A 23,493-nucleotide genomic window follows, 5' to 3' on the forward strand; every position below is an offset into this window, starting at 1 on the left:
CCGTCGGCGCCTCCCGTGCCGCCGTCGACGCCGGCTGGTACCCGCACAGCAGCCAGGTCGGCCAGACCGGCAAGCAGGTCTCCCCGCAGCTGTACATCGCGGCGGGCATCTCCGGCGCCATCCAGCACCGGGCCGGCATGCAGACCTCGAAGACCATCGTGGCCGTCAACAAGGACCCCGAGGCCCCGATCTTCGAGCTGGTCGACTACGGCGTGGTCGGCGACCTCTTCGAGGTGCTGCCGCAGCTGACCGCCGAGGTGAAGGCCCGCAAGGCCTGATCCCGCGGGAAGGTTCGGAGGGCGTGGTGCCGGGTGCTCGGTGCCACGCCCTCCGTCGTCGTCCCCCGAGCGCGGCGGGTGGTGCCGGGGCCCGTAGAGTCGGCGCAACGTGTGACGTGCGGGCATGAGCCGAGCTCATGTCGTGGCCATGAGCCGAGCTCATGTCGCAGGCATGAGTCGAGTTCATGAGCCGGGCGTGTGATGCGCGGGGCATGAGTCGAGTTCATGAGCCGGACGTGTGACGCGCGGGGCATGAGCGGACCTCATGGGCCGGACCGTGATGCGCGGGACGTGACGTGACGGCGTGGGACGAGGGCGAGGACGGTGGCATGGCACTGCTGACGGCACTTCAGGGCGGTTTCGGCGACGCGGCGGACGCGCTGCGGATCGACGGCAGGGCGCTCTCCCGGGAGGAGTTGCTGGGCGCGGCGACCGCCGTCGCGGATCGGGTGGCGGGCGCCCCCGCGTTGGCGGTGCTCGCCCGGCCCACCGTCGAGACGGTCACCGCCGTGGTCGGCGGCCTGCTGGCGGGCGTCCCGGTGGTGCCGCTGCCGCCCGACTCGGGGCCCAAGGAGCGCGAGCACATCCTGCGCGACTCCGGTGCGGCGCTGCTCGCCCACGCCGTCGGGGAGGCGCTGCCCGACGGCGGCTCCGTCGAGGGGCTGGCGGTCGATCCGCTGCGGCGCTCCGCCGCCACCCACGCCGAACCGGCCGCGGACTCGACCGCCTTCGTGCTCTACACCTCGGGCACCACCGGCGCGCCCAAGGGAGCCGTGATCAGGCGGGAGGCGATCGCCGCCGACCTCGACGCCCTGGCCACGGCCTGGCAGTGGACCGCCGAGGACACCCTCGCCCACGGCCTGCCGCTGTTCCACGTGCACGGGCTGCTGCTCGGCGTGCTGGGCGCCCTGCGCACCGGCAGTCGGCTGGTCCACACCGGCCGGCCCACCCCGGCGGGGTACGCGGCGGCCGGCGGCAGCCTCTACTTCGGGGTGCCCACCGTCTGGTCCCGGCTGGCGGCGGACCCGGAGGCGGCCGCCCGGCTGGCCTCGGCCCGGCTGTTGGTCTCCGGCAGTGCGCCGCTGCCGGTGCCGGTGTTCGAGCGGCTGGCCGCGCTCACCGGCCACGCCCCGATCGAGCGCTACGGGATGACCGAGTCGCTGATCACCGTCAGCACCAGGGCGGACGGCGAACGGCGCCCCGGGAGCGTAGGCCTCCCGCTGGAGGGGGTGCGCACCCGGCTGGTCGGCGAGGACGGCGCACCGGTGCCGAACGACGGGGAGACCGTCGGTGAGCTGCAGGTCTCCGGTCCGACGCTGTTCAGCGGCTACCTCAACCGGCCGGACGCCGACGCCGAGGCGTGGACGGCGGACGGCTGGTTCCGTACCGGCGACGTCGCGGTGATCGGAGCGGACGGCTTCCACCGGATCGTCGGCCGGGCCTCGGTGGACCTGATCAAGAGCGGCGGCTACCGGATCGGTGCGGGCGAGGTGGAGGCCGCGCTGCGCGACCACCCGTCGGTGGCCGACGCGGCGGTGGTCGGCGTGCCGGACGAGGACCTCGGACAGGCGATCGTCGCGTACGTCATCCCGGACGGCGCCGTGACGGGGGAACAGCTGACGGCCTTTGTGGCGGATCGGCTGTCGGTGCACAAGCGGCCGCGCCGGGTCGTGCTGGTGCCCGAACTACCCAGGAACGCACTGGGAAAGGTGCTGAAGAAGCAGCTGCTGACGGAGGCCGCGGGTCGGTGATGAGGGGGCGTCGGACGCCCCCTGCGGTGACGGGTCCTCACCCTGATGCGCCGTCGGTGCCCACGCCGGCGGCCCTTCCTTCCATTGGCGCACTCCACTGCGCGCCGTGAGCGGACGCGTGCCTAACGTGACGGGCAGGCAGAACCGAATCCCCGGGTGACACGTCGCGGCTCCCGGCCGCAAGGCCGGAGGCCGCGGAGTGTCCGGGCGGGGATCTGCCGAGCCGTACCGACCGGTGCCGCCGGGACGTACGGCGGGTTCGAAGCAGTTCCGCAGCCGCCCGCCCGGCGGTAGTCCGCAGCGAGCCGCGCGATCCGCAGCGACTCGCAGAGACCGCAGCAGTGAAGGAAGTCAGCAGTATGACCACCGTCAACACCGGCGCGCCGGATGCCGCCGACGAACCGACCGCGCAGCAGGTTGCTGCCACCACCCGTTCCCCCCGTCCGTCCCGGGCCGCGCGGCTCCGCCGGGGGATAGGCATGGTGGCCGTGATCGCGACCGGAGCGGGTGTCCTCGGCCTCGGCACCGGTGTGAGCCCCGCGGCCGCCGAGACCGCGCCGGCCCACGCCGGCTGGGACGGCTCGCGGTACTGGTTCAAGAACAGCCAGGGGCAGTGGCGCTGGACCTCGCACTACGACGTCTACCTGGCGCGGACCGGAGGCGGGACGAAGTCCTCGGGTGCGTCGTCGAGCGGCACGAAGTCGAGCGGGGGGATCAAGCAGGGCTGGGACGGTTCGCGCTACTGGTTCCGCAACAGCAAGGGCGAGTGGCGCTGGACCACGCACTACGACGTCTACCTGTCGCGGACCGGGGGCGGCTCCTCGTCGGCGGGTTCCTCCGGCTCCTCGGGCTCGGGTTCCTCCGGCGGCTCGGTGGCCGCGGACCCGGACGTCGAGACCGCCGTGCAGTACGCGCTCGCGCAGCTCGGCAAGCCGTTCAGGACGGCGGGCAACGGGCCGGACGGGTACGACTGCTCGGGCCTGGTGCAGCAGTCCTTCAAGCGCGGCGGCATCAGCCTGCCGCGGGTCGCCAACGACCAGTTCGCGGCGACCACGCCGGTCAAGGCGAGCCAGCTGCGTCGCGGTGACCTGCTGTTCTGGTCGCCGGACGGGACTCCGCGGGGCATTCAGCACGTGGCGATCTACCTGGGCAACAACCAGTACGTCGAGGCCGCGCGGCCGGGGACCAACATCAGGATCTCCAGTATCAGCAGCGGCTACTACCCGGCGTACATGGGTCGGCCGTAGCGGCTGCCGCGGGCCCGGGGGTTCGCAAGTCCGCAGGTCGGGGGCGTCCGGTCGGGCCGGCGCCCCCGGCCTGCGGCTGGTCGTCCGTGGCCGGCCCGGTCGTCCGGCTCGGTCGTCCGGGGCGGTCTCGTCCGGGGTCCGGTCGTCCGACGCGCGGTCAGAAATCCGTCCCGCGGTCAGAGGTCCGTCGGGCGGGGGAGGGCGCCGCGGGCGCCGAGGGCGGTGACGGCGAAGGCCCCGGCGGCCACGGCCGTGGCGGCAGCGGCGCGGAGGTCGCTGCCGCGCGCGAGCTCGGCGGCGAGTGCGCCGCAGAAGACGTCCCCGGCCCCGGTGGTGTCGACCACCCGGACGGCCGGGGCGGGCAGCCGGTCGTACCGTCCGTCCGCGGCGACCAGGACGCCGTCACCGCCGAGGGTGATCACCACGCCCTCGGCGCGGGTGGCGAGGGCCCGGGCGGCTTCGGTGACGTCGGCGGCCCCGGTGAGCTGGCGGGCCTCGACGGCGTTGGCGATGACCAGCGGCCGGCGCCCGGTCGGGCCGACGTCCGGCAGCTCGCCGGCCGGGGCGGTGTTGTGCAGCCAGCGGGTGCCGCCGGAGGGGCCCGCGGCGGGCAGGGCGGCGGCGGTCGCGCGGATGCACTCCGCGGGGACCTCGTTGCTGGTGAGCACCACGTCGACGGGGAGGAGCCGGAGGCGGCCCAGGGCCGCGGTCACCTCGTCCGGGGTGAGGTGCGCATTGGCGCCGGGGACCACGACGATGCTGTTCTCGCCGGAGGGGTCGACCATGACGATCGCCTGACCGGTGGGTGCGTCGGGGTGCGTGAGCACGGAGCCCGTCTCGACCTCCGCGCCGTGCAGATCGGCGAGCGCCGCCTCGCCGTCGGAGTCGCGCCCGATCTTGGCGACCAGGTGCGTCGCCGCGCCCATCCGGGCCGCCGCGACCGCCTGGTTGGCGCCCTTGCCGCCGAAGCCCCGGGTGGCGGCGTCGGCGAGGACGGTCTCGCCGGGGGAGGGGAGCACGGGGCAGCGCAGGATGCGGTCGGTGTTCACCGATCCGATGACGACGACTCGGCCGACGGGCAGCAGCTTCATCGTTCCTCTGTACGCGCCGGGGCGCCGGCGGCGCAAGCGGGCGGGCGCAGCGGGCGCAGACCGGGGTGCAACCCGGGGTGCGGACCGCACTGCAAGCCGCCGTGCAGGCTGGGGCGCATGAGTCGAGTGCGGCGGCGAGGGGCGGGTGTGCACAGGAAGTCGGCCCATCCGATCTCCTGTGCGTGAGCAGTGGTGAAGGGGTGCAATTTTGATGTAGACCGGTCTGCATATTTCCGACCCCGGGCGCCTGGCCTGGGCACATGCCGCTGTCACGGGGCAGACCGGGGCGCGCGGACGGGCGCGGTGGGGAGGCATGGGGAGCGGCGTGACGCGGGTACCACCACGGGTGGCGCTGGTTCGGCCGACGGGGGCGCTGCCCGATGCGATCGGCATCGGGGGAAGTCGAGGGGCAGGGGACGTTGTGATCGTCTGGGTCAATGGCACATTCGGGGCGGGCAAGACGAGCGCCTGCCGCGAGCTGGTGGAACTGCTGCCCGGGAGCGTGCTCTTCGATCCCGAGCAGGTGGGCTTCGGTCTGCGCCGGATGCTCCCGGCCGACCGGCTGGCGACGGTGTCCGACTTCCAGGACCTCGCGGCCTGGCGCCGACTCGTCCCCGAGACGGCGGCCGCACTGCTCGACGAGGTCGGGGGCCCGCTGGTGGTCCCGATGACGCTGCTCAGAGAGGACTACCGGGACGAGATCTTCGGTGACCTCGCCTCCCACGGGATCACGGTGCACCACTTCGTCCTGGACCCAGAAGAAACGATCCTGCGCGAGCGCATCGCCAACCGGGAGGAGTGCCCGGGCGACCCGGAGGCCAGCGAGCGGGTCCGGACCTGGTGCCTGGAGCACCTGCCGCGCTACCGCGCCGCCCGTCGCTGGCTGGTCGGGGACGCCCGGATGGTCGACACCAGCGAACTCACGCCGCGGGAGACCGCCCTCCGGATCGCCGAGCTGGTCCGGGTCGGCGCCGCCCGCTGCCCGATCGTCCAGAGCCCGGACCCGACCGGGGACACCGTGGCCTCCGCCGTCCTGTTCTTCGACGAGCAGGACCGCGTCCTGCTGGTCGACCCGGTCTACAAGCCCGACTGGGACTTCCCCGGCGGCGTGGTCGAGCGCGGCGAGGCCCCCACCGACGCGGCCCTGCGCGAGACCGCCGAGGAACTCGGCCTGCGCCTCGACCCGTCCGGGCTGCGCCTGCTCGCCGTCGACTGGGAGCCGCGCACCGGTCCGCGCCGCGGCGGTCTGCGGCTGGTGTACGACGGCGGCCTGCTGGACGCGGCGGGCCGCCAGAACCTGCTGCTGCAGCAGGAGGAGCTGCGCAGCTGGCGCTTCGTCACGCTGGACGAGGCCGCCGAGCTGCTGCCCCCGAGCCGCTACCGGCGTCTGGCGGCCTCCCTGGACGCCCGGCGCAGCGGCGAGCTGCGGTACCTGGAGGCGGGGTGCCGGGTGGCCGTCGGGCTGGCGAGCGCGGCGGACGCGGCGTAGTCGGCGGGTGCGGCGGAGCCGGCGGCTGCGACCGAACCGGTGGCTGCGCTGCGGGCGGGGTGGCGGTCGGCCGGCCCGCTGCAAGGACGGCCCGGTGCCGGACGGGCCGGTGCAGTACGGGCCGGTGCAGTACGGGCCGGTGGGTTGGCCGGGCCGACGGCGGGGGCGCGAGGATGGGGGCATGCCGTTCACACTGAGCCACCCCGCCGCCGTCCTGCCCCTGCTGCGCCGGGCCGGGGCGCGTGGGCCGTTGGTCGCGTCGGCGCTGGTCGCCGGGTCGATGGCGCCCGACGTGCCGTTCTTCGCCGAGTCGCTGCTGCCCGGGGTCTACGGCCACGGCGGGCTGACGCACAGCTGGTGGGCGGTGCCGACGCTGGACGTGGCGATCGCCGGGGCGCTGGTGGCCGGCTGGCACGGGCTGCTGCGCGGACCGCTGGTGGCGCTGCTGCCCGAGCGGTGGGCGGGCGGTGCCGAGGCGTTGACGACCCGCCGGGCCGCCACCACGGCGGGCACGGGCACGGGCGCGGACACCGAACCGGGCGCGGGCGCTGGTGCCGACGCGGTGTGGTTCGCGGCGTCGGCGGCGATCGGCGCGGCCACCCACGTGGGCTGGGACGCGTTCACGCACGGCGGCCGGCTGGGCGTTCGGCTGCTGCCCGTACTGGACCGGTCGGTGGCCGGTGTGCCGCTGTACGAGGCGCTGCAGTACGGCAGTTCGGCGCTCGCCCTGGTGGCGATGGGCGGCTGGGCGGCGCGGGCGGTACGTGCGGTCGAGCCGGTGCGGCCGGCCGTCGGGCTCGCGCCCCGGACGCGGCGGACCGCCGTCGCGGTGCTGGGCGCGGCGACGGCGGCCGGGGTGCTGCACCGGCTCAGCCCGCTGAAGCGGAACCTGGTTCCGGAGGTGTGCTTCGGCGCCGGCGCGGGGCTCGCGGTGGGCGCCGTCGGGTACGCGGCGGTGGTGGCGGCCGCCCGCCGGCTGCGCGGCGGACGACCGGGGCCGGGGGCCGCGAGCAGCCCCCGGCCCGACGTCCGTCAGACGGAGCGCAGTTCGGCGTAGCGGCGCAGGAAGAGGGCCTCGGTGAGGGCCATCCGCTCCAGCTCCTGCGGGTCGACGCTCTCGTTGACCGCGTGGATCTGGGTGGTCGGCTCCTCGACGCCGATCAGCACGATCTCGGCCTGCGGGTACAGCGAGCGCAGCGTGTTGCAGAGCGGGATCGAGCCGCCCTCGCCGGAGGCCACCATGTCGGTGCCGAAGGCCTCGGCCATGGCCTCGCCCATCGCCTCGTACGCCGGGCCGGTGGTGTCGGCCCGGAACGGGGAGCCGCAGCCCTGGCGCTCGACGGTGAGGTCGGCACCGAGCGGGACCTGCGCCTCCAGGTGGGCGACCAGCGCCTCCTGGGCGGCGGTGGCGTCCGTACCCGGCGGGACGCGCAGGCTGATCAGGGCCTTGGCGGCGGCCTGGACGGAGGAGGTGGCGCCGATCACCGGCGGGGCGTCGATGCCGAGCACGGTGACGGACGGGCGGGCCCACAGGCGGTCGGCGATGGTGCCGGTGCCGGTCAGGGCGACGCCGTCGAGCACCTTGGCGTCGGAGCGGAACTGCTCCTCCGGGTACTGCACGCCCTCCCAGGTCTGGTCGGCGCTCAGCCCGGCGACCGCGACGTCGCCGTTCTCGTCGTGCAGCGAGGCGAGCATCCGGACCAGCGACTGCAGCGCGTCCGGGGCGGCGCCGCCGAAGGCGCCGGAGTGCAGGTTGCCGCCCAGGGTGGTGACCGAGGCCTCGACCACCGTCATGCCGCGCAGCGAGGCGGTCACCGTGGGCAGACCGGGGGCGAAGTTGCCGGTGTCGCCGATGATGATGGCGTCGGCGGCGAGCAGCTCGGGGTGGGCCTCGGCGTAGCGCTCCAGGCCGCCGGTGCCCTGCTCCTCCGAGCCCTCCACGATGATCTTCAGACCGACCGGGTAGGCGTCCCCGTACACCTGGCGCAGCGCCCGCAGGGCGGTCAGGTGCATCAGGATGTTGCCCTTGCAGTCGGCGGCGCCGCGCCCGTACCAGCGGCCGTCACGCTCGGTCAGTTCGAAGGCGGGGCTGAGCCAGGCGTCCGCGTCCAGCGGCGGCTGGACGTCGTAGTGCGAGTAGAGCAGCACGGTCGGCGCGCCCTCGGGGCCCGGGAGCTCGGCGTAGACGGACTGGGTGCCGTCCGGGGTGTCGAGCAGCTGGACGTTGGTCAGGCCCTCGGCGGCGAAGGCGTCGGCGACCCAGCGCGCGGCCTTCTCGCACTCCTCGACCGGGAACTGGCGCGGGTCGGCGACCGACGGGAAGGCGACCAGCTCGGCGAGGTCGGTGCGGGCACGGTCCATCAGGGACCGGACGGCGTCGGCCAGGGGCTGTGACATCGGGGCTCCGAGGGGATGCGTCCGCCCGCGGGGTGCTGCGGGCGGAGGGGGCGGTTGGGGTACCGCCGATCATAGGCGGAGCGGGTTCCGGGGCTCGGGGGCCGGGGGTTCGGGGGCCGCGGGCCGGGAGCCGGGGGCTCGGGGCCCGCGTGGTCAATGCTGTCGGGCGTGGTCGCGTGGCCGGAGCCGTGCGGCGGGTTCGTGAGGACGCTCGGGCGGTGCTGCGACCGGCGGGGCGGGCGGACGCATAGGATTGCTCGACGTGACTGACTCCGGAAGCTCCGATTCCCGTAGCCCGCTCGACAGCCCGAACGACGACGAGACGGCCGCGCCGCTCGGCGACCCGGCCTCGCCGCCGGACGGCGTCTGGGACGTCGTGGTGGTCGGCGCCGGACCGGCCGGCTCCTCGGCCGCCCACGCGGCCGCCGCCCAGGGCCGCCGGGTGCTGCTGCTCGACAAGGCCGAGCACCCCCGTTACAAGACCTGCGGCGGCGGCATCATCGGCCCCTCCCGGGACAGCCTGCCGCCGGACTTCCGGCTGCCGCTGCAGGACCGGGTGCACGCCGTCACCTTCGCGTACGACGGGCGGTACACCCGGACGCGGCGCTCCCAGCGGATGCTGTTCGGCCTGGTCAACCGGGACGAGTTCGACCTGCGCCTGGTGCAGGCGGCCAAGGCGGCCGGGGCGGTGCTGGTCACCGGAGTGACCGTCACCGGTGTCGAGCAGCGCGGCGGCGAGCACCGCACCGCGCTGGTGACGGCCGCCGACGGACGCACCTTCGAGGCCCGCGCGGTGGTCGGCGCGGACGGCAGCGCGAGTCGGATCGCCCGCCACGTCGGCGTCACCTTCGACCAGATCGACCTCGGCCTGGAGGCGGAGATCCCGGTGACGCCCCAGGTCGCCGCCGACTGGGCGGGCCGGATCCACCTCGACTGGGGCCCGCTGCCCGGCAGCTACGGCTGGGTGTTCCCGAAGACCGAGACCAGCAGCCTGACCGTCGGCGTCATCTCGGCGCGCGGCGACGGAGAGCGCACCAAGCAGTACCTCGCCGACTACATCCGGCGGTTGGGCCTGTCCGGCTTCACCCCCAGGGTCGAGTCCGGGCACCTGACCCGCTGCCGGGCCGAGGACTCGCCGCTCTCGCGCGGTCGGGTGCTGGTCGCCGGGGACGCGGCCGGACTGCTGGAGCCGTGGACCCGCGAGGGCATCTCGTACGCGCTGCGCTCGGGCCGGCTGGCCGGCGAGTGGGCGGTGAAGGTCGCCGAGGCGGGCAACGCGGCGGAGGTGCGTCGCGAGGCGCTGAACTACGCGTTCGCCATCAAGGCCGGGCTGGGCGTGGAGATGCGCGCGGGCAAGCAGCTGCTGGGCGCCTTCGAGCGGCGGCCGTACCTCTTCCACGCGGCGGTCAGCCTGGTGCCGGCGGCGTGGCGGGCCTTCGCCCGGACCACCCAGGGGCACACCACCTTCGCCCAGGTGCTGCGGCAGAACCGGGCGGCGCGCAAGCTGATGTCGATGGCGTCGCGGTAGGGCCCGGCGCCTCCGGCCGACGCCCGCGGCCGACGTCGGGCCGGTGCACCGGTGCGGGGCGGGTGTTCCTCCCGTGGTGGAGGAGCACCCGCCCCGTTCCCGTTCCCGTTCCGTTCTCGTGGCGTGGCGTGGCGTGGCGTGGCGTGGCGGTCGGCTTCGGGCGCCCGGTACCGGGGCGCCGGTGCCGGCTACCTGAGGCCGGTGTCGAGAGCGGTCATGAGCGTGCCGGACGGGGTGTCGCCGGACATCTCCCAGATCATGCCGCCGAGCAGGTTCTTCGACTTGAGGTAGGCCGTCTTCTGGGCGATCGACCAGGCGTCGTCGAAGGTCCACCACTGGCCGCCGGCTCCCGTGTAGCCGTACGTCGCAACCGACTTGGGGTCGTGGTAGACGGTGAGGCCGGGCACGCCGGTGATCAGGTTCTGGTACCCGCGGGTGCCGGCCTCCTCGGCGAACTGGCCCGGTGCGGCCCCGCTCGCGGACTGCCAGACGCCCTTCGCGCCGCCGTCCGCCACGCCCTGCCAGCCGCGTCCGTAGAACGGGAAGCCGATGGTGAGCTTGCGCGGGTTGACCCCGGCGTCGAGGTAGGTCCGGACGGCCGCGTCCACGCTGAAGTGGCTGCCGTACGGGTCGTTCGGGTCCGGGAAGAGGTTGGCCTGGTGGCCGGTGCGGTCGGGCTCCCAGGAGTTGTCACTGCCCGAGCCGTGGAAGTCGTAGCCCTGGACGTTGGCGATGTCCAGCGAGCCGAAGATCCTGCCGAGGTCCCAGCCCGCGGCGACCTTCGCCGGGTCGGCCGGGGTGAAGGCGGTGAGCAGCTTGTGCGAGCCGCCCGTCGCGTCGAGCTGCTTGCGGAACTCGGCCAGCAGCAGGGTCAGGTTGTCCTTGTCGGCGGCGCTCCAGTGGTTGCCGGCGTGGCCGTCGCCGGAGCCGGGCCACTCCCAGTCGAGGTCGATGCCGTCGAAGATCCCGGCCGCGACGCCGTCGCCGCCGGCGCCGTTGTAGACCGGCAGGTTGCCCTTGATCCAGGTGTCGACGCAGGACTTGACGAACTTGCGGCGGGAGGCGTCGGTGGCGGCGACGTCGGAGAAGTACTTGGAGTACGTCCAGCCGCCGAGCGAGACGACCACCTTGAGGTTCGGGTACTTGGCCTTGAGCTTCTTCAACTGGTTGAGGTTGCCGCGGAGTTTGCCCCAGCCGTCGTCGGCCACGCCGTCCACCGACTGGGCGGCGCTCATCGGGCGGGCGTAGTCGGCGTCGGCGTCACCGGCTCCGGTGCCCTGGTCCGGGTCCTGGGGGTTGGAGGTGGTGCCCCTGGTGACGCCCGCGAGGCAGGTCAGGTTGACCGGATCGATGTTCTCGAAGGCGTAGTTGACGACGTCCAGCTTGGCGGCGCTGCCCGAGGTGTCGAGGTTCTTGACGAAGTACTGGCGGCCGTAGATGCCCCACTGGACGAAGTAGCCGACCCGGGCGTACCTGCCGGCGCCGACCAGGTCCGAGGTGGTCGCGGTGAGCGGGGCGGAGGCGGGCGAGGCGTTGTCGGCGGCGTCGCGGGCCTTCACCGTGAAGGTGTAGGTGGTGGACGGCGAGAGGCCGCTGACGGTGGCGGTGAGCGTCTTCCCGGTGACCGTCGCCACCGGGGCACCGCCCTGGTAGACGTCGTACGCGGCGACCCGGACGTTGTCGGTCGCGGCGGTCCAGGCGAGCGTCACGTCCGTCGAACCGACCGCCGTGGTCCGGAGGCCGGTCGGCGCAGTGGGCGGAACGGGGTCGGTGGACGGGTCGAAGGTGGCGGCGGTGACGGGCACGCTCGACGGGCCGGTGTTGCCGCGGCTGTCCCTGGCGCGGACGGACAGGGTGTACGAGGTGGCCGGGGTGAGGCCGGTGACCAGGGTGGCGGTGGTCGGGCTGGAGGCGAGGACGGTGCTGCCGTTCAGCACGTCGTACGAGGCGACCGGGAAGTCCCCGCCGGTGGCGGCCGGCCAGCTCAGGGCGAGCGTGTGCGCGGTGGACTCGGTGACCGTCGGGGTGCCCGGGGCGGACGGCGGGACATCGGGGGTGCCGTCGCACTTGTCGCCGTTGATGCGGCAGTTGAGCGGGGTGGAGACCGGGCCGCTGCCGACGAACCAGAAGCTGTACGGCTCGGTGGTGGCGTGGGCGTTGACGGTGGAGTTGTAGAACGCGGCGACCACGCTGACGTGTCGGCCGGTGACCGTGGCGGTGCCGTTGTAGCTGTTGCCGATGGTGACGCCGGCCGGGAGGTCGAACTCCAGGGCCCAGCCGGACACGGCGGTCGCGTTGTCGTTGTGGACGACGTAGGTGCCCTGCCACCAGGAACCGTTGTCGGCGGTGGTGAAGGTGGCGGTGAGCCTTCCGGCGGCGTTCGCCGGGGCGGCGAGCGCGGTGAGCGTGGCGAGGGGGAGGAGCAGGACGGCGAGCAGTGCGAGCAGTCTGCTGCGCACGCGCGGGCGTCCGGCCCGGGATCGAGCGGACATGGTTCTCCCTGTGACTGTGGGGGTTGGAACAGGGGGTGTAGAACCGGGTTTGATCCGTGTGCGATCGGTGCCTGCGCCGTGGGGGGTGAAGGCATGGGAACTGTAGGAGGACTGGACCAATGCGTCAACAGGTCTGTACCACGCTCGTAGGCTGTTCGCCCCGTCAGCCGGTCGCCCGCGTCATCCGTTCGCGCCCGTCAGTTCGTCCCCGAGCGGGCTGCGTCGGTACAGCACCGAGCGGCCGTGCCGGGCCCGGGTGACCAGGCCGGTGGCGGCGAGGACGGAGAGGTGCTGGCTGACCGCTCCCGGGGTGACGCCGAGGCGGTAGGCGAGGTCTGTGGTGGAGGCGGGTTCGGCGAGCAGGGCCAGCAGCCGGGCCTTCGGTGCGCCGACCAGAGCCTCGACGGCCTGCGGCGGCACCGGCGCCCCCCGGCCGGCCATGCCCGCCTGGCCGCGCGCCGGGTAACTGATCTGCGGCGCACGGTCGTTGCTGATCATCGTGATCGCGCCGCGGACGAAGAACGTCGGGCACAGCACCAGGCCACGCCCGTCAACGGGGGTCTCCACGTCCCCGTCCGTCCAGTTCCGGTAGATCGACAGGACGCCGTTCTCCCAGTGGAGCCGGTGGTCCAGGTCGGCGAAGAGCGCCGCCGCGCCGTGCTGGGCGAGCATCCGGGCGCGGTAGACCAGGTCGGCCTCCAGCACCGCGCGGGCCTGCGGCCACCAGGTGGGGGCGAGACACACCTCCCAGTACTCCTCCAGCGCGTCGCAGATCCGCGCCAACAGCCTTTCCGGGCGGGCGATTCCGGTGGCGATCCCAGCAGGCAGCCGCCGGCCCTGGGACAGGAAGGTCTGCTCCATCTCGGCACGCAACTGCTCCGGCGGGAACGCGCGCACGGTGGCGATCTCGGAGCGGAAGTCGGGGGCAGGGGAGACCGGGCGGGGCGTCAGGAAGTCGGGGACGAAGCGGTTCTCGGCGACGAGTGAGAGCAGCAGGCGGGAGTCCAACCGTTCGAAGGAGGGCCTGAGCTGCTCGAAGGCCCGGGTCTGGAGGTGGTAGACGCCCGGGTGGGTCCACATCCGCAGGCTGAGCACGGCCTCGTGGATCGGGGAGACGGCGAACCAGGTGGTAGCGAGGTCGGCCAGGCGGAGGGTGAACCGGTGCACGGGGGCGTCCTTCTGCCGGGTCCGGCCGGGACCTGCAGCGCCCGACTCTGATTTAGCCATAGCCTAAAGGAGTACCCGCACCGCTCCGGCGGGCGGTGAGATCCACGCATGACCACCTCGACGGCGGAGTCCTCCGCATCTTCCCGTGCCGTGCCCGAACCACCGGCTGCCTCCGACACCGCTGCCGCGCCCGAAGGAGGCGCCGTGGCACCCGTGAGTCCTGCGGAGGCTGTGGGCCCCGTGGAGGCTGCTGTGGGTCCTGCGGAGGTCGTGGGTCCTGCGGAGGTCGTGAGCCATTCGGAGGCCGTGAATCCTGACGCCCCGTCGGGCCCCGGCCGGAGCGGAGTCGCCACCGCTCTGCGAGGGCGCCTCCACCCCGATCCGACGGTCCGTCGGCTGGCCGGAATCACCCTGGTCAACACGATGGGCAACGGCCTCTCGCTGTCCGTCGCGGTGCTGTTCTTCACCCGGGTGCTCGGCCTGAGCGCCGCCCAGTTGGGCCTGGGGATGACGGCCGCCGGCCTGTGCGGGGTCGCCGCGAGCGTGCCGGCCGGTCGGGCAGCCGACCGTTGGGGCGCCCGGCGGGTGCTGGTGGTGCTGGTGTCGGTGCAGGCGGTCGGCACCGCCGGGTATGCGTTGGTGCACAGTTACCCGGCCTTCGTGGCGCTCGCCTGCCTGGTCTCCGGCGTGGACCGGGGCTCCGCCGCCGTGCGTAACGCGCTCTACGCCGAGGTGCTGCCCGCCGACCGCAGGGTCGCGGGGCGGGCCCACCTGCGGGTGGTGACCAACATCGGGATCTGCCTGGGGACGGGCCTCGGCGCGATCGCGCTCCAGGCTGACAGCCGACCGGTCTACCTGACGGCGATCCTGGCCGATGCCGTCTCCTTCGTGGCCGTCGCCGTGCTGTTCCACTGCCTCGTCGTTCCGCCGCGCCCGTGGGTGACGGGAACGTCTGTGCCCGGGACGGTGCCCGGAACGCCGGCCTCCGAGTCGTCGGGGAACACCGGTGTCGCGAACACGTCGGATCCCTCGGACAAGGGCGTCAAGCAGGGTCGACGGCGCAACCCCGCTCTGCGGGACGGTCCGTTCGTGGCCGTGACGGTGCTGAACGCCCTGCTCTGCCTGCAGTTCGCCGTTCTGGAGGTCGGTGTGCCGCTCTGGATCGTCCAGGAGACCGCTGCGCCGCGGATCACCGTCGCGGGCACCCTGATCGTCAACACGTTGCTGGTGATCACCCTGCAGGTGCGGGCCACCCGGGGAACCGAGGAACGCGCGGGGGCCGCCCGGGCCTGCGGCCGCGCTGGTGTGGTGCTTGCCGCGTCCTGCCTGGTCATCTCGCTGGCGCACGGCCTGCCCGCGATCGCCGCGGCCGCGGTGGTGCTCGGCGGGGTCGCGTTGCAGTCGCTGGGCGAGGTGAGCGCCCAGGCGGGCGCCTGGGCACTCAGCTACGACCTCGCGGGCGAGCGCGACCACGGCGCCTACCAGGGCGTGTTCAACGCGGGGACGGCGGCCGCGCTGATGGCCGGTCCGGCACTGGTCAGCACCTTGGTGATCGGGTACGGCGCGGTCGGCTGGGTCGCTCTGGGCGCGGTGCTGGCGGCCGCCGGCCTGGCGATGCGTCCCGCCGTGCGGTGGGCCGGGCGGCGGGACGCGATCCGCACGGCGTCGTGAGTCCGGGGGTGTGATGAGTCCGGGGCGGTGTGTTCGGGCGGCGCGGTGCGGGACGAGGCCGCGGCGCGAGGCCGGGTGGCCCCGGCCGGCTCCGGCCGACTACGCGGGGAGGACCGCCAGGGCCTCGATCTCGATCAGCACGTCGGGCCTGAACAGGGCCACCACCTGCATCGCGGACGCGGCGGGCAGGGGCAGGGCGCCCAGGTACTCGTCGCGGGCCTCGCGGATGTCCGCGAGGTAGGCGATGTCGGTCATGAAGAAGGTGAACTTCACGACGTGCTCGAACCCGGCCCCGGCAGCGGCCAGGCAGCGGCGCAGGTTCTCGAAGACCTGCCGCGCCTGGGCCTTCGGATCGCCCTCGCCGACCAGGTTCCGCTGCTCGTCGAAGGCGACCTGGCCGGACACCTGGACCAGCCGGCCGGTGCCGGTGACGACCTGGGTGTAGCCGGTGCCGGGTGCGACACCGGGAGGCTCGGCGATGTGGGTGAGGTGAGAGGTGGTCATGCCGCGGATCCTGACGGTGATCCGCTACCGTCGCAAGTTCCGGCTCCGGTCCGCCGACCGGCCTCAGCGCACCACCTCGGGCAGATCGCGCAGGAACGGGCGGTCGGTGGCGGGGAGTTGGGCGGCCGGCCCGCCCGAGCGCAACACCACGTCGAGGACGGCCTCCGGATCGGCGGCGTAACCACCGCTGGCCCAGGCCGCATTGGCCTCCACCACCGCCCAACGGCCGTTCTCCGTACGCCCGATGTCCACCACGGAGGCGCTCGGCAGCGGCGCCCCTGCCGCCGAGGCCGCCAGGACGTCCCGGGTGAACGCGAGCACCTCGGCGGCCTCCCCGTCGGGTGCCCCCGCGGACTCCAACGGCGCGACGGACAGCTCGCCGTCCACCGCGTACCGGGAGCCGGCCCGTACCTCGCCGTCCAGGACGAACAGCCGGTACTCCGTGACGAACCGCACCACCTCGCTCACCAGCACCGGCGTGTCGGCGTCCAGCACCGCGGGCCCCGGCAGGGCACCGCCGTCGGGGTAGACCCGGGCGGCGAACAGCTTGTCCACCGGCGGCTTGACGAACGCCGGGCGCCGCAGCCGACGCGCCTCGGCCAGCGTGGTGGCGGTGACCCGGCGCCCGGTCAGGGCGAGCGGCAGGCGGGTCAGCCAGTCGGCGGCCGGCTCCAGCAGGCCGAGGCCGAGCTCCCGTCCGACGGCGTCACCGAACAGCGGCCCGCCGTACACGTGGACCCGCGCGTCGAGCAGTTCGCGCGGGGCCTGCCAGGACGTCGCGACGCACGCCCGCAGGCCGCGGCGCCCGGCGGCGGTGCGCAGCTGCAGGCCCGTCTCGTTGATGCGCGGGGCGAGGAGCAGGACGGGGGTGTCGGTGGTCATGGCGACGATGCTGCCGTGGGGGAGGCGGGTGTCACCAGCGGATTTCGGCTCGTGCGCGGCGGGCCGGTCCGGGTGTGGCGGCGGGCCGGTTCCGTGCGCGTCGGCGGGTCGGTCACGGTCGGGCCGGTGGCTGGGTACCGTCGGCGGCTCGCTGGGTGCGGCGGGTTGGCTCTGGCCGAGGGGCGGGTGGGCGTGCCAGAGTCGTCCGGGCGCCGTCCGGGCACCCCGGACCGCGCCCGCAGTCCGACCCACCCTCAGCCGGAAGGCAGGCCCCGCCGATGACCAGCGCAGAGCCCCTCGTCCGCGTCAGCACCGCCGACGCCGTCACCACGCTCACCCTCGACTCGCCGCACAACCGCAACGCGCTCTCCACCCGGCTGATGGCCGAGCTGCGCGCCGGGCTGGAGGCGGCCGCGGCCGACCCGGAGGTCCGCGCCGTGGTGCTCGGGCACACCGGCAAGGTGTTCTGCGCGGGTGCGGACCTCTCCGAGGCGACCGGGGCGGACCCGACGGTCGGACCGCGCGGACTGGTCGAGCTGCAGCGGGCGATCGTGGACTGCACCAAGCCGGTGATCGCGGTCATCGACGGGCACGTCCGGGCCGGCGGCCTCGGCCTGGTCGGCGCGGCGGACCTCGCCGTCGCCGGACCGGCCTCGACCTTCGCCTTCACCGAGGTCCGGCTCGGCCTCGCGCCCGCCGTCATCTCGCTGCCGCTGCGCCCCAAGCTGGAGCCGCGTGCCGCGTCCCGCTACTACCTCACCGGCGAGGTCTTCGACGCCGCCGAGGCCGCCCGGATCGGCCTGATCAGCAGCGCCACCGGGTCCGCCGAGGACACCGGCGTCGTGCTGAAGGGCCTGCTGGACGCGCTGCGCCAGGGCTCCCCGCAGGGGCTGGCGGAGTCGAAGCGCCTCGCCAACGCCGATGTGGTGCGCTCCTTCGAGCGTGACGCCGACGAACTGGTCGAGCTGTCGGCGCGGCTGTTCGGCTCGGAGGAGGCGCAGGAGGGCATGCGGGCGTTCCTGGAGAAGCGGCCCGCGCGCTGGGTGCGCTGACCGCTGGGTGCGCTGACCGCTGGGTTCGCTGACTGTCGGGTTCGCTGACCGGCGGGTTCGCTGACCGCTGGGTTCGCCGGCGCGGCTGCTCGGGTCGCGCCCGCCCGCTTGCACGCCCGGTCAGTGGGCGTCACGCCCCCCCGTGGCCGGCGTCGCGCTCAGCGGACCACCGCTGCCTCCCGCCAGAAGTCGAGCAGGCTCCGGTCGCCCGCCTGCTCGACGTCCGGGGCCTGCTCGGCGGGCAGCCGGTTCCACAGCATCAGGTAGAGCTCGCGGGCGGGGCCGGTGAGGGTCAGGTCGGCCGCGTCGGCGCTCTCGCCGGTGGTGACGGCCGGCGGCTCCTGGGTGATCGTCAGCAGCCAGGAGCCGGGGCCGTCGGTCGTGCGGATCCGGAGGGTGCGTGGCCGGTCGCTGCGCAGCTTGGTCCGGCTGCGGGTCATGAAGCCGCGCACCAGTTCGTCGATGCCGTCCAGGGCGAGCACGGTGTCCACGGCCGGGCCGGGCGCCCCGGCGGCCGCGTCGGCGTCGTGGCGGTGGACGGCGGTCTCGTGCGCCTGGCGCCGGGCCCAGAACGCCAGCGGGCTGGACGCGGGCAGGAAGGTCCAGCAATCGAGGTCGGCCGGGGCTTCGGTGAGCGCGTGCACCAGGGTGGCGTGCCCCTCGCGGTACCAGTCGAGCAGCGCCGCGTCCGACGGCATCGGCCCGACGGCGGCCTGCTCGCCCGCGTCGTCCAGCGGCGTCTGCAGCCCCCGGGACGGGAACGCGGTGGCCCAGCGGTGCACATGACCGACGTGCTGCAGCAGGTCGCGCAGTTGCCACTCCGGGCAGGTGGGGACCGGGGCGGACAGGTCCGTACGGGCGGCGGCCTCGGCGAGCCGGATGCCCTCGTGCCGCAGTGCGTCGATGTGCTCGATGATCTCCATGGCACGGAGTCTTCCATCGCGGATCGTCGACGGGCGCGGAATTCGGACATTTCTTCGAATGGTTGGGGGGTTGGGGTCGGGGCCTGCCGCCTGCGGCCCGCAGGTGCGGCGGGCTCCGGTGGGCTCCGGTGGTGGTGCAGCGGCGGTGCTCCGGCGGTGGTGCGGCCGGGGCGGGAGGGGCCGGTGTGATGTTGGCCGCCCGGCGGCCGGGCTTCCGCTACGGGCCGGTAACGTGAGCGCATGCCGATAACCCGTTCCCTCGTCTCCGCCGTCCGGGCAGGTGGCCGCCGTGTCGCCGGACGCCTCGTCCACCGGGGCTGGCGCTGGGTGCAGCGGACCGGGGCGGTCACCAACCAGAGCCCCGGACCGTACCGGTTCGGCGAGCTGGGGGACGGTACGACCCTCGCCTTCCCGCTGGGGGCGGTGTTCAACGAGCAGTGGATCACCATCGGACCGTTCTCGATCATCGGTGAGCGGGTCACCATCAGCGCCGGTTTCCTGCCCGGCCTCGACCTCGGGCCGGAGCCGATCGTGCGGATCGGCGGCGGCTGCGTGATCGGCCGGGACAGCCACATCGTCGGCCACCAGTCGATCGTGCTCGGCGATGACGTGTGGACCGGGCCCGGCGTCTACATCTCCGACCAGGCGCACGAGTACCGGGCCACCGACCTGCCGATCGGCAAGCAGTGGCCGCGCAACGAGCCGGTGGAGATCGGTGCGGGCAGCTGGATCGGCACCGGTGCGGTGATCCTGCCGGGGGCGCGGATCGGCCGCAACGTGGTGGTCGCGGCGGGCGCGGTGGTGCGCGGCGAGGTGCCCGACCACAGCGTGGTGGCGGGTGCACCGGCCAAGGTCGTCCGTCGCTGGACCGAGGAGGAGGGTTGGCAGCCGCCGCTGCGCCACGAGGCGCCGCAGCCGGTGCCGGAGGGCGTGACGGCGGAGCAACTGCGCGCCTTGGTCGGCTGGGACCTCAGGTTGCCGGGGCAGCAGGACTGACCATCGTTTTGTCGATCCTTCAGGTGGATTTTCCGTTCGTCCTGTGGTGCATCGGCTAGTGTGCCGTTCGTTCGATTTTGATCGACTTACGGGGGACTTCCATGCGCAATCGTCTCGTCGGCGGCCTCGCCACTGCCGCAATCGTGCTGGCGGCCGGGATCGCGACCGCGCCCGCCGCGTCGGCGCAGGCCTCGCAGTACTGCGGCTACACCGGCGCCCAGCCCACCCTGCGGTACAACAGCACCGGTGACGCGGTGAAGCAGCTCCAGTGCGAGCTCAACCACGTCCCGTACTCGTCCGGGAGCGCCCGACTGAGCGAGGACGGGGTCTGGGGCAACGCGACCGACGCGGCCGTCTGGCGGTTCCAGCGGTGCGCAGGCATCGGGCAGGACGGCGTCGTCGGCCCGCAGACCTGGGACAAGCTGAACGGCTGGGTGCTGGCCCACACTTCTCTCGACTGCTGAGCTCGGGCTCTCCGAGGCCCCGGCCTCACTGATGACCGGGCCTCGGTGATGACCGGGCCTCGCGGACTCTCCGGCCGGACCGCCGGCCGGGGGCTCCGCAGGCACCCGTGCTGTCGCCCGTCCGGTGAACGGCGGCGGCGCGGGTGCGGGGCGATGTCCGGGGCTGGTGGGAACTAGCGCATGAGGGACGCCTGTTCGGCGGTCCGTGCGGCCATGGCGGCGGTGATACGCAGGACGTCGGCGGGGCGGGCCGGGTCCAGACCGGTCAGCACGGCGATCCGGCGCAGCCGGTAGTCGACGGTGTTCGGGTGCAGGTGCAGCGCGCTGGCGGTGTGCCGGCGGTTGAGGCCCCCGGCCAGGTGGGTGCGCAGGGTGGTGAGCAACTCCCCGCCATCGGCCAGGGGTTCGAGCAGCGCGGCGAGTCGGGCGCGGGCCCGGCTGGGCCGGGTGAGCTGGTACTCCAGCAGGACGTCGTCCAGCAGGTGCAGCCCCGGTGGGCGGCCGAACGCCCGGGCGATGTCGAGGACTTCGTACGCGAGGGCGGCCGCCTCGGGCACGTCGGCGGGTACGGCGGCGGCCGCCCCGGCGAGGATCGGAGCGCCGGCCGCCCGGGCCGCGGCGGTGAGGGCGGTGGCGAGCTGCGGCCAGGGCGCGCCGGCGTCGCCGTCGGGTGGCTCCAGCAGTTGCGCCGGGACCTTCGGTGCTCCGGGAACTCCTGCCGCTCCCTTCGCCGTTGCCTGCGGCCTCGGAGTCCACGAGGTCGGAGGCATGGGACTCGCCGGTGACTCCGGCGACGCCGGGGGTCTCGGTGTCGGGTCGAACGGAACGAGGACCAGTCCACCCGACGGCGTGAGCGCGGTGAGCGCCGACTGCCGGGTGCGGTGGTCGAGTTCGGCGACGAGCCGGCGGAGCTTGCGGCGGGCGGCGACGCCGGGGTCGACCTCGGGGGAGTGCTCGTCGGGGTGGTCCGCGACGGACAGGCAGAGCACGGCGTAGCGGGCGGGCAAGCGGAGCCCGGCCCGGGTGGCGGCCTCGTCGGCGGGGGTGCCCGCGAGCAGCGCGGTGAGCAGGGACTGCCGGGCCGTCCACCGCAGGTCGGCGGTCGGGCGGCGTCCGTCCAGGTAGCCCGCGCCGGCGGTGGTGGTGGCTTGGCGGAGCTGGTCGAGCAGCAGCCGGTTGAGGACCAGCAGCTCGGCGGCGTCGCCCTCCCGGGCGTGCCGGGTGACGAACTCCCAGCACACCTCCAGCCCGAGGTGGTGGGCGAGCAGGACGGCGTCCAGCGGCAGGCCCTCCTCGGCCCGCCGGGCGGCGGCTTCCCGGACGGCGGCGAACTCCTCGGCGGGGGCGGGAAGTCCGGTGCGCACAGTGTGGGCGAGGGCGCGGATCCGGCGCTCGGTGTCCCGGGTGAGTTCGCCGGTGATCTGTTCGCGGGGAAGGCGGCGGTAGACCGGCACGCGGTCCAGCAGGGCGTCGACCACGGAGCGCGCCAACTCGTGGACGCCGCAGAGGAGCCGTTGGTCGGCCGGGAGGCCGCCGATCACCGGGATGCGCCAACCCGGTTCCTGCGCCGAGGTGTTCGGTGGGGTGCAGTGGGGTGCGTTGTGACCGGTCACAGAGAACACCGTCCAGGTCTGGGGAACGCCCAAGGGCCGGGCCGGAGGGGCGACCGCATGATGGAGCCCTCGGGTTACCTGTTGGTAACAAACTTCCGCTGTGGAGGCAACAGTTGAGAACCCCACTTCTCCGCTTCTCCGCAAGTCCCTCGCGGCGCGGGCTCGGTGGCGCGTTCGGCGCGGCCCTGCTGGCGGGTGCGCTGCTGGTGGGCGCGACCGCCGTGCCCGCGAGCGCGGCTCCGGCGCTCGCCGCTCCGGCCGCTGCCGCCGCTACCGGTGACGCCGCCTCGTCGGCCGCTGCCGCCAGTCCCGGTGACGCCGCCTCGTCAGCCGCTGCCGCCGAACTGCCGCCCGACGGCGATACGGTGGCCTCGCCGCCCGGCGCCAACGACTGGACGTGCCGGCCGACCGCCGCCCACCCCAACCCGGTCGTCCTGGTGCACGGCACCTTCGCCAACCGCTACGAGAACTGGCTGGCGCTCTCCCCGCTGCTGAAGAGCCTCGGGTACTGCGTCTTCGCCCTCGACTACGGGACCATCCCCGGCATCACCTCGACCGGCAGCGGCCTGCTGCTGCCGATCGGCGGCCTCGGTGCGGTGCCCGACTCGGCGGCCCAACTCGCCCGCTTCGTGGACCTGGTGCGCAACGCGTCGGGCGCGGCCAAGGTCGACATCGTCGGCCACTCGCAGGGAGGCATGCTGCCGAACTACTACGTGAAGTTCCTCGGCGGCGCCTCGAAGGTCGACAAGCTGGTCGGGCTCGCGCCGTCCAATCACGGCACCACGCTCGACGGGATCGTCAACCTCGCGCCGTACTTCCCGGGCGTCGCGAACCTGATCTACACGGTCTGCCAGGCCTGCCGGGACCAAGCGGTCGGCTCCGACTTCAACAGGACGATGGCGTCCCGGCCGGACACCGTGCCGGGGGTGAGCTACACGGTGATCTCGACGGTGTACGACGAGGTCGTCACCCCGTGGCGGACCCAGTTCCTGAACGGTGCGAACGTCGACAACGTGGTGCTGCAGAACCACTGCCCGGTCTCGCTCGTGGAACACGTCGCGATCGCGTTCTCGCCGACGGCGCTGCACCTGGTGACCAACGCCCTGGACCCCGCGCACGCCACGCCGGTGCTCTGCGGCTGAGCCGGCTCGCTCGGTTGACCGGGTTGGCCCGGTTGCTCGGTTGACCGGGCTGCTCGGGCCGGCAGGCTGACCGGGCGACGGCGCTCCCGCCTCCGTGATCCGGGGGCGGGAGCGCCGTCCTTCGTCGGTACGTGCTGAGGCCGGCTGTCAGTGGGCCGGACGGAAGGCGACGACGGCGGTGACGCCGTCCGGGCGCAGCTCGTGCGTGCCCGGTGCGTCCAGCAGGACGGCGTCGTAGCGGGCGAGTTCGGCGCCGCTGACGACGGCCGTGCCGGCGAGGCAGACGAGGAGGACGGTTCCTCCGGCCGGGACCTCGACCGTGACGGGCGCGGTGGCCAGGTCCACGGCGGCCTCGACCCGCCCGCGACGTGTCATCACGTTGAAGTCCACCACCGGGCCGGACAGCAGGCGGCAGTCGGTGGCGGCATCGCCGGAGAACGGGAACGGCCGGTACGGGGTGTCCACCAGTTGCTCGACACCGTCGACGGTGAGCGCCATGCCGGCGCCCTCGACCAGGGTGATCACGCGGTCGATGCCGGGGAACGGGGAGAACGGTCCGGCCGAGGCGACGTCGGCCAGGCTGACCCGCCAGTCGAAGCGGTCCAGCCCCGCCCCGACCGGGAAGCCGGCGACCTCCCTGGTCACCCCGCCCCCGTTGAGCCACGCCGTTGCCGGGCGCTCGCCGGCCCGCAGTACCTGGAAGCGTTCGCTGGTCGTCATGGCCCCGCATCCTGCCACTGCTCGGGCGGTTCCGTCAGCTGGGGGAGGGCCGAGCGGGCGAGGGGCCTCGGAGGCGAACAGGTGAC

At 74.1% G+C, this 23,493-nt stretch carries 20 protein-coding genes; 11 read left to right on the plus strand and 9 right to left on the minus strand.

Features of this window, described 5'->3' with window-relative positions; translation table 11 throughout:
• From ACIRST_RS40840 to ACIRST_RS40850, 3 genes are all read left to right on the plus strand, one after another.
• The coding region (locus tag ACIRST_RS40840; protein WP_360262577.1) for an electron transfer flavoprotein subunit alpha/FixB family protein at positions 1–278 on the plus strand (278 nt) is incomplete at its 5' end.
• A 329-nt stretch (positions 279–607) separates the two neighbouring features.
• The gene (locus ACIRST_RS40845) at positions 608–2,029 is read left to right on the plus strand and encodes an acyl-CoA synthetase (RefSeq protein WP_402809532.1); all 1,422 of its coding nucleotides are present in this window, start codon (positions 608–610) and stop codon (positions 2,027–2,029) included.
• Positions 2,030–2,388: 359 nt separating this feature from the next.
• Entirely contained in the window at positions 2,389–3,276 is an 888-nt protein-coding gene (locus ACIRST_RS40850; protein ID WP_350526168.1) for a C40 family peptidase, read from the plus strand.
• 176 nt (positions 3,277–3,452) lie between these two features.
• Here ACIRST_RS40850 and ACIRST_RS40855 read toward each other — a convergent pair whose 3' ends face one another.
• Positions 3,453–4,367: a ribokinase gene (locus tag ACIRST_RS40855; RefSeq protein ID WP_350526169.1), complete on the minus strand. Its 915-nt coding sequence runs from the start codon at positions 4,365–4,367 to the stop codon at positions 3,453–3,455.
• A gap of 421 nt (positions 4,368–4,788) precedes the next feature.
• Here ACIRST_RS40855 and ACIRST_RS40860 point away from each other — a divergent pair, with 421 nt between their 5' ends.
• Both ACIRST_RS40860 and ACIRST_RS40865 read left to right on the plus strand, forming a co-directional pair.
• A complete protein-coding gene (locus ACIRST_RS40860) occupies positions 4,789–5,856 on the plus strand; it encodes an NUDIX domain-containing protein (protein WP_350526170.1) in 1,068 nt (355 codons plus the stop codon).
• A gap of 181 nt (positions 5,857–6,037) precedes the next feature.
• The gene (locus ACIRST_RS40865; RefSeq protein WP_402809537.1) at positions 6,038–6,913 is read left to right on the plus strand and encodes a DUF4184 family protein; all 876 of its coding nucleotides are present in this window, start codon (positions 6,038–6,040) and stop codon (positions 6,911–6,913) included.
• Here ACIRST_RS40865 and ACIRST_RS40870 read toward each other — a convergent pair.
• On the minus strand, positions 6,889–8,253 hold the full coding sequence (locus tag ACIRST_RS40870) for a dipeptidase (RefSeq protein ID WP_402809540.1): 1,365 nt from the start codon (positions 8,251–8,253) through the stop codon (positions 6,889–6,891). The two genes, ACIRST_RS40865 and ACIRST_RS40870, sit on opposite strands and share 25 nt — an antisense overlap.
• 262 nt (positions 8,254–8,515) lie before the next feature.
• On the opposite strand from ACIRST_RS40870, the gene ACIRST_RS40875 reads away from it, so the two are divergent.
• The gene (locus ACIRST_RS40875; protein WP_396553343.1) at positions 8,516–9,781 is read left to right on the plus strand and encodes a geranylgeranyl reductase family protein; all 1,266 of its coding nucleotides are present in this window, start codon (positions 8,516–8,518) and stop codon (positions 9,779–9,781) included.
• Positions 9,782–9,969: 188 nt separating this feature from the next.
• Here the strand turns inward: ACIRST_RS40875 and ACIRST_RS40880 are convergent, their stop codons facing one another.
• Positions 9,970–12,273: a glycosyl hydrolase family 18 protein gene (locus tag ACIRST_RS40880; protein ID WP_402809543.1), complete on the minus strand. Its 2,304-nt coding sequence runs from the start codon at positions 12,271–12,273 to the stop codon at positions 9,970–9,972.
• Between the two features lie 180 nt (positions 12,274–12,453).
• Complete coding sequence (locus ACIRST_RS40885) at positions 12,454–13,440, minus strand: ArsR/SmtB family transcription factor (RefSeq protein ID WP_402809546.1); 987 nt, start codon at positions 13,438–13,440, stop codon at positions 12,454–12,456.
• Between the two features lie 306 nt (positions 13,441–13,746).
• Between ACIRST_RS40885 and ACIRST_RS40890 the strand changes: the two genes are divergently transcribed.
• Positions 13,747–15,111, plus strand: a complete 1,365-nt coding sequence (locus tag ACIRST_RS40890) for an MFS transporter (RefSeq protein ID WP_402809549.1) — start codon at positions 13,747–13,749, stop codon at positions 15,109–15,111.
• A gap of 99 nt (positions 15,112–15,210) precedes the next feature.
• Here ACIRST_RS40890 and ACIRST_RS40895 read toward each other — a convergent pair whose 3' ends face one another.
• Positions 15,211–15,615, minus strand: a complete 405-nt coding sequence (locus ACIRST_RS40895) for a RidA family protein (RefSeq protein WP_350526176.1) — start codon at positions 15,613–15,615, stop codon at positions 15,211–15,213.
• Positions 15,616–15,678: 63 nt separating this feature from the next.
• The gene (locus tag ACIRST_RS40900; protein WP_402809552.1) at positions 15,679–16,497 is read right to left on the minus strand and encodes an ATP-grasp domain-containing protein; all 819 of its coding nucleotides are present in this window, start codon (positions 16,495–16,497) and stop codon (positions 15,679–15,681) included.
• A gap of 278 nt (positions 16,498–16,775) precedes the next feature.
• Here ACIRST_RS40900 and ACIRST_RS40905 point away from each other — a divergent pair, with 278 nt between their 5' ends.
• Entirely contained in the window at positions 16,776–17,549 is a 774-nt protein-coding gene (locus tag ACIRST_RS40905) for an enoyl-CoA hydratase family protein (protein WP_402809555.1), read from the plus strand.
• A gap of 158 nt (positions 17,550–17,707) precedes the next feature.
• Here ACIRST_RS40905 and ACIRST_RS40910 read toward each other — a convergent pair whose 3' ends face one another.
• The gene (locus ACIRST_RS40910; RefSeq protein WP_350526179.1) at positions 17,708–18,472 is read right to left on the minus strand and encodes a maleylpyruvate isomerase family mycothiol-dependent enzyme; all 765 of its coding nucleotides are present in this window, start codon (positions 18,470–18,472) and stop codon (positions 17,708–17,710) included.
• A 240-nt stretch (positions 18,473–18,712) separates the two neighbouring features.
• Between ACIRST_RS40910 and ACIRST_RS40915 the strand changes: the two genes are divergently transcribed.
• Together ACIRST_RS40915 and ACIRST_RS40920 are read left to right on the plus strand one after the other, a co-directional pair.
• Entirely contained in the window at positions 18,713–19,468 is a 756-nt protein-coding gene (locus tag ACIRST_RS40915) for a DapH/DapD/GlmU-related protein (protein WP_350526180.1), read from the plus strand.
• 101 nt (positions 19,469–19,569) lie between these two features.
• On the plus strand, positions 19,570–19,932 hold the full coding sequence (locus tag ACIRST_RS40920; RefSeq protein WP_396553352.1) for a peptidoglycan-binding protein: 363 nt from the start codon (positions 19,570–19,572) through the stop codon (positions 19,930–19,932).
• Positions 19,933–20,105: 173 nt separating this feature from the next.
• On the opposite strand, the gene ACIRST_RS40925 is transcribed toward ACIRST_RS40920, so the two are convergent.
• Positions 20,106–21,545, minus strand: coding sequence for a helix-turn-helix domain-containing protein (locus ACIRST_RS40925; protein ID WP_350526182.1), 1,440 nt, complete (start codon positions 21,543–21,545; stop codon positions 20,106–20,108).
• A gap of 113 nt (positions 21,546–21,658) precedes the next feature.
• Here ACIRST_RS40925 and ACIRST_RS40930 point away from each other — a divergent pair, with 113 nt between their 5' ends.
• Positions 21,659–22,687 carry an alpha/beta fold hydrolase gene (locus tag ACIRST_RS40930; RefSeq protein ID WP_350526183.1) on the plus strand — a complete coding sequence of 343 codons (1,029 nt, stop codon included), beginning with the start codon at positions 21,659–21,661 and terminating at the stop codon, positions 22,685–22,687.
• A 147-nt stretch (positions 22,688–22,834) separates the two neighbouring features.
• On the opposite strand, the gene ACIRST_RS40935 is transcribed toward ACIRST_RS40930, so the two are convergent.
• Positions 22,835–23,407, minus strand: coding sequence for a HutD family protein (locus ACIRST_RS40935; protein WP_350526184.1), 573 nt, complete (start codon positions 23,405–23,407; stop codon positions 22,835–22,837).
• Positions 23,408–23,493 lie beyond the last annotated feature (86 nt).

Source organism: Kitasatospora sp. NPDC101447 (genome assembly GCF_044767225.1).
Lineage (GTDB): Bacteria > Actinomycetota > Actinomycetes > Streptomycetales > Streptomycetaceae > Kitasatospora.

Excerpts from the sequence above, each read along its gene's own strand:
- ACIRST_RS40845 (WP_402809532.1), top strand. The coding sequence starts at position 608 with ATGGCACTGCTGACGGCACTTCAGGGCGGTTTCGGCGACGCGGCGGAC.
- ACIRST_RS40850 (WP_350526168.1), top strand. The coding sequence starts at position 2,389 with ATGACCACCGTCAACACCGGCGCGCCGGATGCCGCCGACGAACCGACC.
- ACIRST_RS40855 (WP_350526169.1), bottom strand. The coding sequence starts at position 4,367 with ATGAAGCTGCTGCCCGTCGGCCGAGTCGTCGTCATCGGATCGGTGAAC.
- ACIRST_RS40865 (WP_402809537.1), top strand. The coding sequence starts at position 6,038 with ATGCCGTTCACACTGAGCCACCCCGCCGCCGTCCTGCCCCTGCTGCGC.
- ACIRST_RS40870 (WP_402809540.1), bottom strand. The coding sequence starts at position 8,253 with ATGTCACAGCCCCTGGCCGACGCCGTCCGGTCCCTGATGGACCGTGCC.
- ACIRST_RS40880 (WP_402809543.1), bottom strand. The coding sequence starts at position 12,273 with ATGTCCGCTCGATCCCGGGCCGGACGCCCGCGCGTGCGCAGCAGACTG.
- ACIRST_RS40895 (WP_350526176.1), bottom strand. The coding sequence starts at position 15,615 with ATGACCACCTCTCACCTCACCCACATCGCCGAGCCTCCCGGTGTCGCA.
- ACIRST_RS40900 (WP_402809552.1), bottom strand. The coding sequence starts at position 16,497 with ATGACCACCGACACCCCCGTCCTGCTCCTCGCCCCGCGCATCAACGAG.
- ACIRST_RS40905 (WP_402809555.1), top strand. The coding sequence starts at position 16,776 with ATGACCAGCGCAGAGCCCCTCGTCCGCGTCAGCACCGCCGACGCCGTC.
- ACIRST_RS40910 (WP_350526179.1), bottom strand. The coding sequence starts at position 18,472 with ATGGAGATCATCGAGCACATCGACGCACTGCGGCACGAGGGCATCCGG.
- ACIRST_RS40915 (WP_350526180.1), top strand. The coding sequence starts at position 18,713 with ATGCCGATAACCCGTTCCCTCGTCTCCGCCGTCCGGGCAGGTGGCCGC.
- ACIRST_RS40920 (WP_396553352.1), top strand. The coding sequence starts at position 19,570 with ATGCGCAATCGTCTCGTCGGCGGCCTCGCCACTGCCGCAATCGTGCTG.
- ACIRST_RS40935 (WP_350526184.1), bottom strand. The coding sequence starts at position 23,407 with ATGACGACCAGCGAACGCTTCCAGGTACTGCGGGCCGGCGAGCGCCCG.